We start from the raw sequence: 14,534 nt of genomic DNA, 5'->3' as shown, positions 1-14,534 counted from the left end.
ACGCTTCATCCGTCCACCAGGTGCGCGGGCGCAGGGGGACGAAAAAAGCGTTGTCCACCCGACTGATCCCATCGGCTCAGCGCTCGCCGATCAACCACTCGATCGGCAACTCATGCTGGCCACGCTCATCGGTGACGAACAGCTCGCCATCACTGATCATCACGCTCCAGTTCAGCGAACGCGGCATATCCAGGGCCAGGGCGGCCAGGGCCTCCTGATCCAGGGCCACCACATTGATGTTCTTCAGGCTGCGTACCGGATCCAGCTCCTTGGTCTGCCAGACGCGCAGGTTGCCATAAGCCACCAGACTGAACTTCTCGGTACGCCGCGAGCACCAGGTGATGCGCTCGCTGTCCGGCTGGCCCACCTCGATCCAGTGCAGCACGCGGCCATCCAGGCTCTTCTCCCACAGCGCCGGCTCATCCACATCCGACAGGCCCCGGCCGAAGGCCAGCTGCTCGTGGTAGAACAGGGCATAGGCAACCAGCCGCGCGGCCAGGCGCTCCTCGGTCTCAGAAGGGTGGCGGGCCACGGTGAAACGCAGGCTCTCGTAGACACTGCGGTCCATGTCGGTGAGGTTCAGTTCGATTTTGTAGGTGGTCGACGGCAGGGCCATGGAGGGGCTTCTTGGCTGATCGGAAAGTCGCCAAGTCTAACCCGAAATGCGAGTTGCCGGGCCTGCAGTCAGCAGCGCAGTTGCCGTTCACTCCCGTCATCCGGGTCGCAATAGTGAATGATGGCCTGGCTGGTACTGAGCTCCACCTGCAGCCGGCAATAGTGCTGGCCGTGGCGCCAGGCCATGGCCAGGCTGCTGTCGCTGGACTGGATCAGCTCGAAGCGCCCGGCGAACGCCGGATGCTGGTTGCGAAAGCGCATCAGTGCCAGCAGACGCTGGACCAGCGGTTGCTGCAGCGCCTGCTCAGCCTCATCCAGGCTGTAGCGATGACGATTGATATCGCGCACCTCACCGCTTGCCTCGGCCAGCTGGAAATCGTTGCAGCCGGCCAACAGGCCGACGTAATAGACCTGGGGAATACCGGGCGTGAAGAACTGGATGGCCCTGGCCGCGATATAAGCTTCATCGTTGCGCATCAGCGCTTCATAAAACGTGCAGGTCAGCTGATAGATGGCCCCCACGCTATGCACATTGACCGCCGAACGACGCATGATCGGATCGGCACTGCGCACCGACACCTCATCGACCAGATAGCGGATCTCCGCCTCCGGCAACAGCCCTTCAACATCGGGAATGCAGATGCCGTCGTGGGTATCGAGCACGGTCATCTGGTTGCGTGGGCACATGCGCAGCCACTGCTTGAGGTAGCGGCTGTTGCCGGCCAGGAAGCTGTACAGCACCAAAGGCGGCAAGGCGAAGGCATAGGGATGCATAGCGCGCCGCGAGATGGCGTACTGATAGCTGATATGGTCGTGCACCTCAGGCAGCATCGCGGCGCCATATTTGGCCCCGGTATCGCGAAACCATTCGAGGATCCGGTAGACATCCGGCTCGACCAGAAAGCAACTGCTGCCAATGCGCTTGGTGGTATAGCCAAACGCATCCAGGCGGAACAGCCTGACCCCGCGGGCGGCGAGGAAGGCCATGTACTCCTCCATCAGCCGGTATGTTTGCGCGGACTCATAGTTCAGATCAATCTGCCGCTCGGTGAAGGTACACCAGACCCGACACTGGCTGCCGTCAGCCAGCTGCACCGCGCGAAAGGGCTCCTTCTCCTTGCGGATATGGATCTTGGCCAGATCTTCCAGGCTGATCTCACCCAGCTTGTCGACCTGCACGAACAGCTCGGCAAAGGGTGACGCCTGCCCCCGGGCGATAAAGTCGAGAAACTGCGGCGACTCATCGGCAATGTGACTGATGATCAGATCGACACAGAGGTCGAAGCGCGCGGAAATGCGCTCGACATCGGCCCAGTCGCCGTAACGCGGGTCCACCTGCATATGGGTCAGCGGCGAAAAGCCGGCATCGGCATTGGATGGGTACAACGGCAGGATATGCACCCCGCCGACGGCATCGGCCAGGTGACGATCCAGCAAGCTATACAGTTCGGCCAGGTTGCCGCCGAAGCGATCCGGATAGGTGATCAGCTGAACGGCATTACGCAGCCCCATGCGTCTTCCTCCTTCGGCGCCTAGCATCCGTTAAAGCAGGCTGAGCGCATACGTCAAGTCAGCACCACCCAACCGCAGCCGGCGTAAAGCGCCTGCAGCCTCTCAAACTCGCAGCAAGAGGCGGCCGGCACAAGCGCAGGATCAATGGCCGCGTATTTATCTCGTCAACAGGAGACAGCAGGTCCATAGCCTCCCCCGCCACAATGCAATAGGCTACGCCAGCCGCTGTCACCCAGGAGCCTCCATGATCCCCCCTAGCAAGCCCCTCGCCGGCCTCAAAGTCATCGAACTCGGCACCCTGATCGCCGGGCCGTTTGCCTCACGCATCTGTGCCGAATTTGGCGCCGAGGTGATCAAGGTGGAATCACCCGACGGCGGCGACCCACTGCGCAAATGGCGCAAGCTGTATGAGGGCACCTCGTTGTGGTGGTTTGTGCAGGCGCGCAACAAACGCTCGATCACCCTCAATCTCAAGCATGAAGCCGGGCGCGAGGTGCTGAAGCAGCTGCTGGCCGAGGCGGACATCCTGATCGAGAATTTCCGCCCCGGGGTGCTGGAGAAGCTCGGCCTGGGCTGGGACGTGCTGCATACGCTCAACCCCAAGCTGGTCATGGTGCGCCTGTCGGGCTTTGGTCAGAGCGGGCCGATGAAGGATCAGCCGGGCTTCGGCGCGGTGGGCGAGTCCATGGGAGGGTTGCGCTATATCACCGGTTTCGAGGACAGGCCGCCGGTACGCACCGGCATCAGCATCGGCGACTCCATTGCCGCCCTGTGGGGGGTGATCGGCGCGCTGATGGCCCTGCGCCAGCGCGAAGTCAACGGCGGCAGCGGCCAGGTGGTGGACGTGGCGCTGTATGAGGCCATTTTCGCCATGATGGAATCCATGGTGCCGGAGTTCGATGTATTCGGTTTTATCCGCGAGCGCAGCGGCAATATCATGCCGGGCATCACGCCCTCCTCCATCCACACCACGGCCGATGGCAAACACATTCAGATCGGCGCCAACGGTGATGCCATCTTCAAGCGCTTTATGCAGGCCATCGAGCGTGAAGACCTGGCCAACGCCGCAGACCTGGCCAGCAACGATGGCCGCGATGCCAGGCGTGACGAACTCTATGGGGTGATCGACCGCTGGGTCGGCGCCCACAGCCTGGAGCAGGTTCTCAAGACCCTGCAGCAGGCCGAGGTGCCGGCCAGTCGCATCTACTCCGCCGAAGACATGTTCACGGATCCGCAGTTTCTGGCCCGGGAGATGCTGCTCTCGGCCAGTCTGCCGGATGGCAAACCCTTCAAGATGCCCGGCATCGTGCCCAAGCTGTCCGAGACCCCGGGTGGTGTGGACTGGGTAGGCCCCCGGCTGGGCGAGCACAATGACGAGGTTCTGCAGGCTCTGGGCTATAGCGCCGAACAGATACAGGCCTTGCGCCAGGCCGGCACCCTCTAGAGATAGACACCGTATTTGGCGTAGATCCGCTCGATAACACCCTGCTTCTTGAGCACCAGCAAGGCGGCGTCCAGCTTCTCCAGCCACGCCTCATGCCGCGGCTGCACACGCATGCTGACATCGAACGCACTCATCACATCGCCTATTTCCAGATCACGGTATTCCGGTATCTGCAGCACGCTGTACTGCACAACGGCCTTATTGATCACGACCTGATCAAAACGCATTCTGGCCAGCATCTCCAGCAACTGCGCCTCGTTCAGCGCATTGCGCCGATCAATCTGCCCCGCCTTGATCAAGGGCAGTAGATCCGGATAGGCATAACCTCGTACCAGCCCCACCGACTTGCCGCGCAGATCCTCGGGGCCCTTGACCGGAAAGCGTTTGCCCGGCGCAAAGACCATGACATCGACTACCTTGCCAAAAGGTACAGAGAACACCCCGGGAACCGGCTGATTGTGTACCCAGCCCGGATAAACACCCGGCTCTATGTCAAGTTTCTCGGCATTGAACAGCAGGCCTATGCGCGGGTAGGGGTAGTACTGGATATTGAACTGATCACCGGTGAGCTTGGCCAATTCGTCGAAGATATCCTGATAAATGCCCTGCCGACCGTCCTCGATCATCATCGGCGGATAGTCATAGAACCCGACTTCAAAGGTTGCCGCCTGGGCGTTCGCCCAGATGCAGACCACGCAGTACAGCAGTAAGGCCCTGACAAACCCTTGCATCAGCACACCCTCAACATCAGTCCACGGTCATCCGATCCGCATGCTTGCGCCCTCGCCCTGGCCACAGGCACTCGACCCAAGCGCATCACCAGCATCCGACACCCTGTTTGCGCAAGGCCGTTATAGCTTAGCCGCCCTGCAGCCAGGCAAAAAAAACCGGCCATCGGAGCCGGTTTTTATTACGCGCCAGTTACAGTGGCTTGCCACGATTACCATGTTGAGCGACGAAGCCCTGCACGGTTTTCAGGTCATTGGCCAGCACCGTGCAACGCTCGGCGCGCTCGAACAGATCGGCCAGATGCGGCGGCAATGCCGGAGCCGCACCGATACCGGCCTTTTCCACCGCTTCCGGAAACTTGACCGGGTGCGCGGTGCCCAGCACCACCATGGGTGTGGCCAGGCTGCGGCGGCACTCGCGGGCCGCACGCACACCGATGGCAGTGTGCGGGTCGAGCAACTCGCCACATTCGGCGTGAACCTCGGCGATGGTGGCGCAGGTCTGCGCATCGTCCACCGCCAGGGAGTCGAACAGGCGGCGCGCCTCGGTCCAGCGATCATCCTCCACCGCCAGCTTGCCGCTGGCCTTGAAGCCATCCATCAGGCGCGCCACTTCAGCGCCATTGCGCCCGTGCAGGTCGAACAGCAGGCGCTCGAAGTTGGACGAGACCATGATGTCCATGGACGGCGACAGGGTCGGGTGCAGGGTGTCCTTGTCGTAGCGGTTGCCGGACATAAAGCGGTGCAGGATGTCGTTGCGGTTGGTCGCGACGATCAGCTGGCTGATCGGCAGGCCCATATTGCGCGCGAGATACCCGGCGAAAATGTCACCGAAGTTGCCGGTGGGCACCGAGAAGGCAACGGAACGGGCCGGGCCACCCAGCTGCAGTGCGGCATGGAAGTAGTAGACGATCTGGGCCATGATCCGCGCCCAGTTGATCGAGTTGACCGCCACCAGACGGGTGCCCTTGAGGAAGCCCTGGTCGGCGAAGCTGGCCTTGACCATCTCCTGGCAGTCATCGAAGTTGCCTTCGATGGCGATGTTGTGGATGTTGTCGCCGAGGATGGTGGTCATCTGCCGGCGCTGCACCTCGGACACCCGGTTGTGCGGGTGCATGATGAAGATGTCGACGTGTTCGCAGGCCTTGCAGCCCTCGATGGCCGCCGAGCCGGTGTCGCCGCTGGTGGCCCCCATGATCACCACGCGCTCGCCCCGCTTGCTCAGCACATGGTCGAGCAGACGACCGAGCAGCTGCAGGGCGAAATCCTTGAAGGCCAGGGTCGGGCCGTGGAACAGCTCCAGCACCCACTCATTGCCGTTCAGCTGGCGCAGCGGCGCCACGGCGTTATGGGCGAACACACCGTAGGTTTCCTCAAGAATTCGCTTGAAGTCCGCGTCACTGATGCTGCCGGTGACAAAGGGACGCATCACCCGGAAGGCCAGTTCGTGGTACGGCAGGCCGGCCCAGGAGGCGATTTCCTCAACGGTAAAACGCGGCAGATTCTCCGGCACATAGAGGCCGCCATCACTGGCCAGGCCGGCCAGCAGCACATCTTCGAAGTTCAGGGCCGGTGCCTGGCCACGGGTACTGATATAGCGCATTGTTGAAAACCCTTTAAAAACCGATAAAAGCACTGCAGGCCGGGCTTACCACCCGACCTGGCGTCTTAAGCGAGCTGTTCCACGCGGATACGCACCACTGGCGCGGCCACACCATCCAGGGCCTCCAGGGCAGCAATGGCATCGTTCATGTGCTGCTCGGTGACGCGATGAGTGACCAGGATCATCGGCACCAGGCCATCATGCTCCTCGACTTCCTTCTGCATGATCGACTCGATATTGATGCCGCGCTCGGAGAGGATGCTCGCCACCTGGGCCAGTACGCCCGGGTGATCCTTGGCCTGGATGCGCAGGTAGTAAGCGCTTTCACACTGCTCGATCGGCAGAATCGGGTGATCGCTCAGTGAATCCGGCTGGAAGGCCAGGTGCGGCACACGGTTGGTCGGATCGCTGGTCAGGGCACGCACCACATCCACCAGATCGCCCACCACCGAGGAAGCAGTCGGTTCCATACCGGCGCCAGCACCGTAATAGAGGGTGGAGCCGGCCGCATCACCATTGACCATCACCGCGTTCATCACGCCATTGACGTTGGCAATCAGGCGATCGGCCGGGATCAGGGTCGGATGCACCCGCAACTCGATACCAGAAGCGGTGCAGCGCGCCACGCCCAGGTGCTTGATGCGGTAGCCCAGGGCCTCGGCATAGTTGACGTCGGCAGTGGTCAGCTTGGTGATGCCTTCGGTGTAGGCCTTGTCGAACTGCAGGGGGATACCAAAGGCGATGGACGCGAGAATGGTCAGCTTGTGCGCCGCATCGATGCCCTCCACGTCGAAGGTCGGATCGGCTTCGGCATAGCCCAGGGCCTGAGCCTCTTTCAGCACATCGTCAAAGGCACGGCCCTTCTCGCGCATCTCGCTGAGGATAAAGTTGCCGGTGCCGTTGATGATGCCGGCCAGCCAGTTGATGCGGTTGGCCGCCAGCCCCTCGCGAATGGCCTTGATCACCGGAATGCCGCCGGCCACGGCGGCTTCGAAGGCGACGATCACGCCCTTCTCGCGGGCCCGGGCAAAGATCTCGTTACCATGCACGGCGATCAGCGCCTTGTTCGCGGTAACCACATGCTTGCCATTGGCGATGGCCTGCAAGACCAGATCCTTGGCCAGGGTGTAGCCACCGATCAACTCGATAACGATATCGATCTCGGGGTTATTGACCAGTTCAAAGACATCGCTGGTCAGGTGAATACCGGTCGTGTCGTACTGGGGCTTGGGCGAACGAATGGCAATCTGGGCGATTTCAATACCGCGACCGGCACGCCGGGTAATTTCCTCGGCATTGCGCTTCAATACATTCAACGTACCGCCACCGACAGTACCCAGCCCACAGATGCCTACTTTGACCGGTTTCACACTGAACTCCCCATCTGCACTGCATAAAACGGCCGGAGCAAGCTCCGGCCGTAGAAAAAGAGCCGCACCATACGAAGCGGCTGTTTATTAGTCAATCCGCTAGACGGCTCGGATCACTTGGACTCCAGGGCAATCTTGGCCAGCTGCGGCGCCGGCTGATAACCCGGGATGATCTTGCCATTGGCCAGCACAATCGCCGGAGTACCGGTGACACCGATCATCTGGCCCAGGGCGTACTGCTTGGCCACCGGGTTGTCGCATTGGGCATCCGGCACCGGCTGACGAGTCTTGGCCAGGTTCATGGCCTGCTGCTTGTCCTTGGCACACCAGACACTGGTCAGCTCCTTGGCGGCCGGGGCGTTCAGGCCCTGACGCGGAAACGCCAGGTAACGCACCTCAACCCCGAGACGATTGAGCTCAGGCACCTCGCTGTGCAGCTTCTGGCAATAGCCACAATCGGTATCGGTGAACACGGTGATATGGGTCTTGGATTCCTTGCCGGCAAACACCACCATCTCGGAAGCCGGAATGGCATCGATGGTCTTGGCCACGCCCTGGCTCTCCGCCTGCTCGGTCAGGTTGACCGCCTTGCCGTCCTTGATCTGGAACAGATAGCCCTGCATCAGGAACTGACCGTCACCACTGGCGTAGAGCTGGCGCCCACCTTCCAGCTGCACCTGATAGACCCCCGGCATCGGGCTCTCGGCGATCGCTTCAACCGGCAGATCGGCCTGGATGGCCTTGAGGGTCTGGCGAATGGCCTGATCCGCGTCCTCGGCCACGGCTGCAGCACAGGACAGACCAAGAGTGATAGCCGCAAAAAGGCGAGTTAAACGCATGGAAACTCCCGTCAAAAGACACACTGGGTAGAGATGCACACAGCCTACCATAGAAGCCCCCGATACACCGACCACGGCAGGCCAGGCGGCGTTCTCAGCCGCGCGGATGGTGCTCGGCATGCAGCGCCTGCAAACGCGCCCGGGCGACATGGGTATAGATCTGCGTGGTCGACAGGTCGCTATGGCCCAGCAGCATCTGCACCACGCGCAAATCGGCGCCATGGTTGAGCAGGTGGGTGGCGAACGCGTGGCGCAGGGTATGGGGGGACAGACTCTTGCCGATACCCGCGACCTGGGCCTGATGTTTGATCCGGTGCCAGAAGGTCTGGCGGGTCATCTGCACCCCGCGCAGACTGGGGAACAGTACATCACTGGGCCGGCCATCCAGGAGAAACGGCCGCGCCTCCCTGCTGTAGCGCTCGATCCAGGCAAGCGCCTCCTCGCCAAGCGGAACCAGGCGTTCCTTGCTGCCCTTGCCGAACACCCGCAACACGCCCTGGCGCAGATTGACCTGCTCCAGGGTCAGGCTGATCAACTCCGTGACCCGCAGGCCACAGGCATACAGCACTTCGAGCATGGCGCGGTCGCGCAGACCGACCGGATCATCCAGGTCCGGCGCCGCCAGCAGCGCCTCGACATCCGCCTCGGACAGTGATTTTGGCAAGGGCCGACCCAGCTGCGGCAGCTCCACCTGCAGGGTCGGATCGCGCCCGATCAGTCCTTCGCGCAGCAGAAAGCGGTAGAAACCCCGCAAACCGGACAGCAGGCGCGCCGTGGAACGGGCCTTGTAACCCTGGTTCAGGCGCCAGGCCAGATGATCAAGGATCAGCTCACGCCCCACGGCATCCAGCTGCAGGTCACGGGCCTGCAACCAGCCATTGAACAGCTCCAGGTCACTCCGATAAGCCGTGCGGGTATGAGCCGACAAACCCTTCTCCAACCACAAGGTCTCGACAAAACGTTCGATCAGGGGGTGCTCGACAGCAGACATCGACTAAACCTTATAGAAGCAGAGGCACTAGTTTCCACAAGCCTGGAGGCCAGGCCAAGCGAGCAGCGGAAAAAGCCTGTCACCCTATCTTATGGTCGGTGACAGACCCGCACTCACACGCCATGATTGCATCACGCCACTATCCGAAAACAGGCCCAGCCCATGTCCCAACAGCACTCCCGCCTCGGTCAGATCCTGATCAACAAGGGCTTGATCACCCGCCAACAGCTGGATGAGGCGATAAAACTGCAGCTCACCGGGCACAAACGCCTGGGCGAAATCCTCATCGAACAGGGCTGCCTGACCGAGCGCCAGCTGCACAAGGCCCTGCGCAAGCAGACCAATCTGCGCCTGGCTGCCACCTTGGTGGCCGCGCTGATGCTGCCCTTCCAGCCGATACTGGCCAATCAGCGCCTGGAGCTGGACAGTGTCGCCAGCCAGAACATCGACCCGCCTGGCATGCAGGCGCTGTCTGAAATCGAACTGCGCGATGTCTCCGCCCAGGGCCTGGAAGACAGCCTGCCCGCCCTGTTCCTGCAAGCCGAGAGCGGCGATGGCCTGAGCACGGTCAAACAGCTGTCGAAACTGCTGCTGCCGGTGCTGGACAGCCTGGAGGCGGAAACCTCGCTCAAGGACGTGCACTACGACACCCAGAACCTCAGCTCGGTGATCAATGCGGATGGCTCGGTCAACGTGCGCCTGCCCAGCTCCATCGGCGAACTGCGTTTTGACAATATTCGCGTCGCCGGCGCCGCTCCCGGGCAAAGCTTTGGCAGCCTGAGCCTGCACGATATCGATCTGTCCCAGGCCTCGCTGAAGATCAGCATGCACAAATAATCCGCAACAAAGGCCCAGAAACGAGAAAAGCAGCCCGAGGGCTGCTTTTCTTTGGATAAAACCCGCTATTAGCCGAGTTTTTCCTTGATACGTGCTGCCTTACCGGACAGGTCACGCAGGTAGTACAGCTTGGCTTTACGCACGTCACCGCGACGCTTGACGGCCAGGCTGTCAACCAGCGGGCTGTAGGTCTGGAAGGTACGTTCAACGCCAACACCGTTGGAGATCTTGCGTACAGTGAAGGCACTGTTCAGACCACGGTTACGCTTGGCGATTACCACGCCTTCGAAGGCCTGCAGACGCTGACGGTCACCTTCCTTTACCTTCACCTGAACGACAACGGTGTCGCCGGGGGCAAAAGTCGGGATCTCTTTGCTCATCTGCTCAGCTTCGATCTGCTGAATGATTTTGTTGGTCATGCTGCGCTCCTAAAGACAAGCCACCGGCCTATCATCGATACATTAACTATCGTCCCGCTGGCGGATGTATTCCTCCAGCAGCTTCTTCTCTTCTCCAGAAAGCGAGCGGCTATCCAGAAGATCAGCGCGACGTTCCCAGGTCCGACCAAGGGACTGCTGCAAACGCCAGCGCCGGATGTGTTCATGGTTGCCACTAAGCAACACGGCTGGAACACGTTTATCCGCATACACCTCCGGGCGGGTGTAGTGCGGGCAGTCGAGCAGGCCATCCGTAAAGGAGTCCTCCTCGGCCGAGTCTGCATGACCCAATGCACCAGGCAAAAGGCGCGTTACCGCATCGATCAGCACCATGGCCGGCAGCTCACCGCCGGACAGGACGTAATCCCCGATCGACCATTCTTCATCGACATGCGCCTGAATAAAGCGCTCATCAATACCTTCGTAGCGGCCGGCAATCAGGATCAAAGCTTCCTCACTGGCCAGTTCGCGTACGGCTGACTGCTTCAGCTGACGACCCTGCGGCGACAGGTAGATCACCTTGGCCGCACCACCGGTTGCCTGCTTTGCATCGAGCAAAGCGTCTTCCAGCGGTTTGATCTTCATCACCATGCCGGGGCCACCACCAAAGGGTCGATCATCCACTGTGTGGTGCCGATCCGTGGTGTAGCTGCGCGGATTCCAGCAGGTCAGTTGCAACAACCCCTGCTTCACCGCTCGACTGGTGATGCCGTAATCACTGATGGCGGCAAACATTTCCGGGAACAGCGTAATGACTTCAACGCGCAGATTTGGCATCAGGCTTAGAAGTCCGCATCCCAGTCCACCTGCATCTCGCCGGCGGCCAGGTCGATTGCAAGCACGCACTGCGCCGTATAGGGCAACAAGCGCTCGCGATCATCCAGGCTGTCAGCGCAGGGTTTGACCACCATCACATCGTTGGCACCGGTCTCAAACAGATGATCGACCTTGCCGAGCAACTGCCCCGCCTGGTCAATGACCTTCAGACCTTCCAACTGATACCAGTAGAACTCGTCATCGCTGAGCTCCGGCAGCTCGCTGCGGGGCACACATATCTCGAAACCGGCGAACGTACGCGCCACCTCGCGATCATCAAGCCCCTTGAGCTTTGCCACCAGAACCTTGCCCTGCAAGCGCCCACTGGCTACATCGACCTGCTTTACCTCGTTGTCACGCTTGAGCGTCCAACGGCGGTAATCGAGCACATTGGTAATGGGATCGGTAAAGGAATAGACCTTGACCTCACCCTTGATGCCATGCACCGAAACAATCTTGCCGAGTACCACAAGGTCCTCGGCGGGAGCGGGCATCGTGCTCATAAATTTGCTTAGGCAGCAGCCTTGGCAGATTCCTTCAGCAGCTGAGCAACGCGCTCAGACGGCTGTGCACCCTGACCCAACCAGTAAGCAACACGCTCCTGGTTGACGGACAGCTTGATCTCGTTACCCGAAGCAACCGGGTTGAAGAAACCTACACGCTCAACAAAGCGGCCATCGCGCGCGTTGCGGCTGTTGGTCACAGTCAGGTGATAGAAAGGGCGCTTCTTGGAGCCGCCACGGGCAAGACGGATGGTTACCATTGAACTTCGTTCCTGTAGTCGGTGCTGCAAAACTGAAATGCACGCATAGGGCACTAGGCCCGAAAGGCCGCATATTCTAAGGATTATCCGGCTTTTTGCAAATCTCTTTTTCAAGCCGCCGGTCGTTACTGCCTGCGACAAGCCTGCCGGACCAGCTATCGCTGCCTGCAGAGCCTGTCACTACTGCCTACATCTTGGGCAAACCGCCCGGCATCATGCCGCCAAGACCGCGCATCATCTTGGCCATACCGCCTTTGGCGGTGAATTTCTTCATCATCTTCTGCATCTGCTTGTGCTGCTTGATCAGCCGCCCGATGTCCTGCACCTGGGTGCCGGAGCCCATGGCGATACGGCGTTTGCGCGAACCGCTGATGATTTCCGGATCGCGACGCTCGGCCGGGGTCATGGAGTTGATGATGGCCTCCATCTGCTTGAACTGCTTCTCTGCCGCACCCTGGGCATTGCCCATCTGCGCCAGATTGACACCACCCAGTTGCGGCAGCTTGTCCATCAGGCCGCCCAGGCCGCCCATGTTCTTCATCTGCTGCAGCTGATCACGGAAGTCTTCCAGGTCGAAGCCCTTGCCCTTCTTCAGCTTCTTGGTGAGCTTCTCGGCCTTTTCCCGGTCCAGGGTCTGCTCGGCCTGCTCGATCAGGCTGAGCACGTCACCCATACCGAGGATGCGCGAGGCGATTCGGTCGGGATGGAAAGGCTCCAGGGCCTCGGTCTTCTCACCCATGCCGATAAACTTGATTGGCTTGCCGGTGATATGCCGCACCGACAAGGCCGCACCGCCACGAGCATCACCATCGACCTTGGTCAGCACCACGCCAGTCAGCGGCAGGGCATCATTGAAGGCCTTGGCCGTATTGGCGGCGTCCTGGCCGGTCATGGCATCGACCACGAACAGGGTTTCCACCGGTTTGATCGCCGCGTGCAGGGCCTGGATCTCGGCCATCATCTGCGCATCAATGGCCAGGCGACCGGCGGTATCGACCAGCACCACATCAATAAACTTGAGCTTGGCTTCCTTGATCGCGGCCTCGGCAATGGCCACCGGCTTCTGGCTGATATCGGAAGGGAAGAAGGTCACACCAATATCAGCCGCCAGGGTTTCCAGCTGCTTGATCGCCGCCGGGCGATAAACGTCAGCCGACACCACCAGCACGCTCTTCTTCTTGCGCTCCTTGAGGAAGCGCGCCAGCTTGCCCACGGTGGTGGTCTTACCGGCGCCCTGCAGACCCGCCATCAGCACCACGGCTGGCGGCGCGGCATTCAGCGCCAGGTCTTCGTTGGCCGCACCCATCAGCTCTTCCAGCTCGGCGCGCACGACCTTCACAAAAGCCTGCCCCGGAGTCAGGCTCTTCGACACCTCGACACCGACGGCCCGCTCCTTGACCTTGTTGACGAAGTCCTTGACCACCGGCAACGCAACGTCGGCCTCCAGCAAGGCCATGCGCACTTCACGCAAGGTGTCCTTGATGTTGTCTTCGGTCAACTTGGCCTTGCCAGTGACATTGCGCAGCGTCTGCGAGAGACGATCAGTCAGATTTTCGAACATGCACGTTCCTTACAGGCTCTCCGGAGCCGAGGGTGGGCTTGCAACAGGCCGCCGATTATACCCAAGACTGCCGCACCATTGACTGCTCTTTATCGCCCCGACCAGCAACTGCCCAAGCCCCGAGTCGAGCGCAGGCGGCCAACGCTTTCGTGGGGCAGCGGTTGTATGCCACACTGAGCGCCTTTCAGGTTTGCTTGACAAGGATTTATGCAGCCTCTGCTACCCAGCCTCGCCGCCGCCGGTCTTTATATTGGGGCCACCCTGTACCAGGGCCTGCAACTGCGCCAGCGCAGCCTCGGCAACAAACACCTTCTGCTGTTTCTCGGCGTCCTTGCCCTGTTGTTGCATGGCAGCAGCCTGTGCCTGCAGATGTACGATGGCAACGGCCTGGTTCTCGACTTCTTCAAGGCTGCCAGCCTGATTGCCGCGGCAGTGATCCTGCTGACCCTGCTGGCCTGCCTGCGCATCCCGGTGGAGAACCTGCTCCTGCTGCTTTTCCCCCTGGGCTTCCTGACGGTGCTGCTGGCCGAGTTTATGCCCAGCGGCACCACCAGGGCGATCACCGAAGCCCCCGGCATCCTGGCCCATATCCTGCTGTCGATCACGGCCTACGGCATGCTGACCATCGCGGTATTCCAATCGCTGCTAGTGCTGCTGCAGGATCATCAGCTCAAGCACAAGCACCCGTCCGGACTGATCCGTAACTTCCCGCCGCTGCAGACCATGGAAAGCCTGCTGTTCGGCTTTCTCTGGGCTGGCTGGGCCCTGCTTTCACTTTCGCTGCTTTCCGGCGCTCTGTTTATCGAAGACCTGCTGGCACAACACCTGGCACACAAGACCATCCTCTCGCTATTCGCCTGGATCGTTTTCGCTGTGCTGCTCTGGGGCCGCCACCAGCTTGGCTGGCGCGGACACAAAGCCATTCGCTGGACCCTGGCCGGCTTCTGTCTGCTGATGCTGGCCTACTTCGGCAGCAAGCTGGTTCGCGAATTCATCCTGCATATCTGAGACCCCTTTC

15 protein-coding genes are annotated in these 14,534 nt (G+C 60.9%); 3 read left to right on the top strand and 12 right to left on the bottom strand.

Features of this window, described 5'->3' with window-relative positions; translation table 11 throughout:
* Positions 1–76 precede the first annotated feature (76 nt).
* Together GJV18_RS07650 and gtfA are read right to left on the bottom strand one after the other, a co-directional pair.
* A complete protein-coding gene (locus GJV18_RS07650) occupies positions 77–616 on the bottom strand; it encodes a YaeQ family protein (protein ID WP_160344122.1) in 540 nt (179 codons plus the stop codon).
* A 68-nt stretch (positions 617–684) separates the two neighbouring features.
* Positions 685–2,127: a sucrose phosphorylase gene (gene gtfA, locus GJV18_RS07645; RefSeq protein WP_160344120.1), complete on the bottom strand. Its 1,443-nt coding sequence runs from the start codon at positions 2,125–2,127 to the stop codon at positions 685–687.
* Between the two features lie 244 nt (positions 2,128–2,371).
* On the opposite strand from gtfA, the gene GJV18_RS07640 reads away from it, so the two are divergent.
* Complete coding sequence (locus tag GJV18_RS07640; RefSeq protein ID WP_160344118.1) at positions 2,372–3,571, top strand: CaiB/BaiF CoA transferase family protein; 1,200 nt, start codon at positions 2,372–2,374, stop codon at positions 3,569–3,571.
* On the opposite strand, the gene GJV18_RS07635 is transcribed toward GJV18_RS07640, so the two are convergent.
* The 5 genes from GJV18_RS07635 to xerD all read right to left on the bottom strand — a co-directional run bounded on the left by GJV18_RS07635 (position 3,568) and on the right by xerD (position 9,102).
* Positions 3,568–4,302 (bottom strand): substrate-binding periplasmic protein, encoded by a 735-nt coding sequence (locus GJV18_RS07635; protein WP_160344116.1) that lies wholly within the window; start codon positions 4,300–4,302, stop codon positions 3,568–3,570. The genes GJV18_RS07640 and GJV18_RS07635 overlap by 4 nt on opposite strands.
* 190 nt (positions 4,303–4,492) lie before the next feature.
* On the bottom strand, positions 4,493–5,902 hold the full coding sequence (gene thrC / locus GJV18_RS07630; protein WP_160344114.1) for a threonine synthase: 1,410 nt from the start codon (positions 5,900–5,902) through the stop codon (positions 4,493–4,495).
* Between the two features lie 65 nt (positions 5,903–5,967).
* A complete protein-coding gene (locus tag GJV18_RS07625; protein ID WP_160344112.1) occupies positions 5,968–7,272 on the bottom strand; it encodes a homoserine dehydrogenase in 1,305 nt (434 codons plus the stop codon).
* Between the two features lie 113 nt (positions 7,273–7,385).
* Positions 7,386–8,111, bottom strand: coding sequence for a thioredoxin fold domain-containing protein (locus GJV18_RS07620; RefSeq protein WP_160344110.1), 726 nt, complete (start codon positions 8,109–8,111; stop codon positions 7,386–7,388).
* A 94-nt stretch (positions 8,112–8,205) separates the two neighbouring features.
* Positions 8,206–9,102: a site-specific tyrosine recombinase XerD gene (gene xerD / locus GJV18_RS07615; RefSeq protein ID WP_160344108.1), complete on the bottom strand. Its 897-nt coding sequence runs from the start codon at positions 9,100–9,102 to the stop codon at positions 8,206–8,208.
* A 162-nt stretch (positions 9,103–9,264) separates the two neighbouring features.
* On the opposite strand from xerD, the gene GJV18_RS07610 reads away from it, so the two are divergent.
* The gene (locus GJV18_RS07610) at positions 9,265–9,939 is read left to right on the top strand and encodes a hypothetical protein (RefSeq protein ID WP_160344106.1); all 675 of its coding nucleotides are present in this window, start codon (positions 9,265–9,267) and stop codon (positions 9,937–9,939) included.
* Between the two features lie 68 nt (positions 9,940–10,007).
* Here the strand turns inward: GJV18_RS07610 and rplS are convergent, their stop codons facing one another.
* From rplS to ffh, 5 genes are all read right to left on the bottom strand, one after another.
* Positions 10,008–10,358 (bottom strand): 50S ribosomal protein L19, encoded by a 351-nt coding sequence (rplS, locus tag GJV18_RS07605; protein ID WP_160344104.1) that lies wholly within the window; start codon positions 10,356–10,358, stop codon positions 10,008–10,010.
* Positions 10,359–10,400: 42 nt separating this feature from the next.
* Entirely contained in the window at positions 10,401–11,153 is a 753-nt protein-coding gene (gene trmD, locus GJV18_RS07600; protein ID WP_160344102.1) for a tRNA (guanosine(37)-N1)-methyltransferase TrmD, read from the bottom strand.
* 5 nt (positions 11,154–11,158) lie between these two features.
* On the bottom strand, positions 11,159–11,686 hold the full coding sequence (gene rimM / locus GJV18_RS07595) for a ribosome maturation factor RimM (RefSeq protein ID WP_178113443.1): 528 nt from the start codon (positions 11,684–11,686) through the stop codon (positions 11,159–11,161).
* A gap of 17 nt (positions 11,687–11,703) precedes the next feature.
* Complete coding sequence (gene rpsP, locus GJV18_RS07590; protein WP_160344098.1) at positions 11,704–11,955, bottom strand: 30S ribosomal protein S16; 252 nt, start codon at positions 11,953–11,955, stop codon at positions 11,704–11,706.
* Positions 11,956–12,142: 187 nt separating this feature from the next.
* On the bottom strand, positions 12,143–13,516 hold the full coding sequence (gene ffh, locus GJV18_RS07585) for a signal recognition particle protein (protein ID WP_160344096.1): 1,374 nt from the start codon (positions 13,514–13,516) through the stop codon (positions 12,143–12,145).
* A gap of 207 nt (positions 13,517–13,723) precedes the next feature.
* Between ffh and GJV18_RS07580 the strand changes: the two genes are divergently transcribed.
* The gene (locus GJV18_RS07580; RefSeq protein WP_160344094.1) at positions 13,724–14,524 is read left to right on the top strand and encodes a cytochrome C assembly family protein; all 801 of its coding nucleotides are present in this window, start codon (positions 13,724–13,726) and stop codon (positions 14,522–14,524) included.
* Positions 14,525–14,534: the final 10 nt, after the last annotated feature.

The sequence above is a fragment of the Pseudomonas xionganensis genome (assembly GCF_009763245.1).
GTDB lineage: Bacteria > Pseudomonadota > Gammaproteobacteria > Pseudomonadales > Pseudomonadaceae > Aquipseudomonas > Aquipseudomonas xionganensis.
Note: the sequence above shows the minus strand (reverse complement) of the source record. Positions and strands in the feature narration are given on the sequence as shown.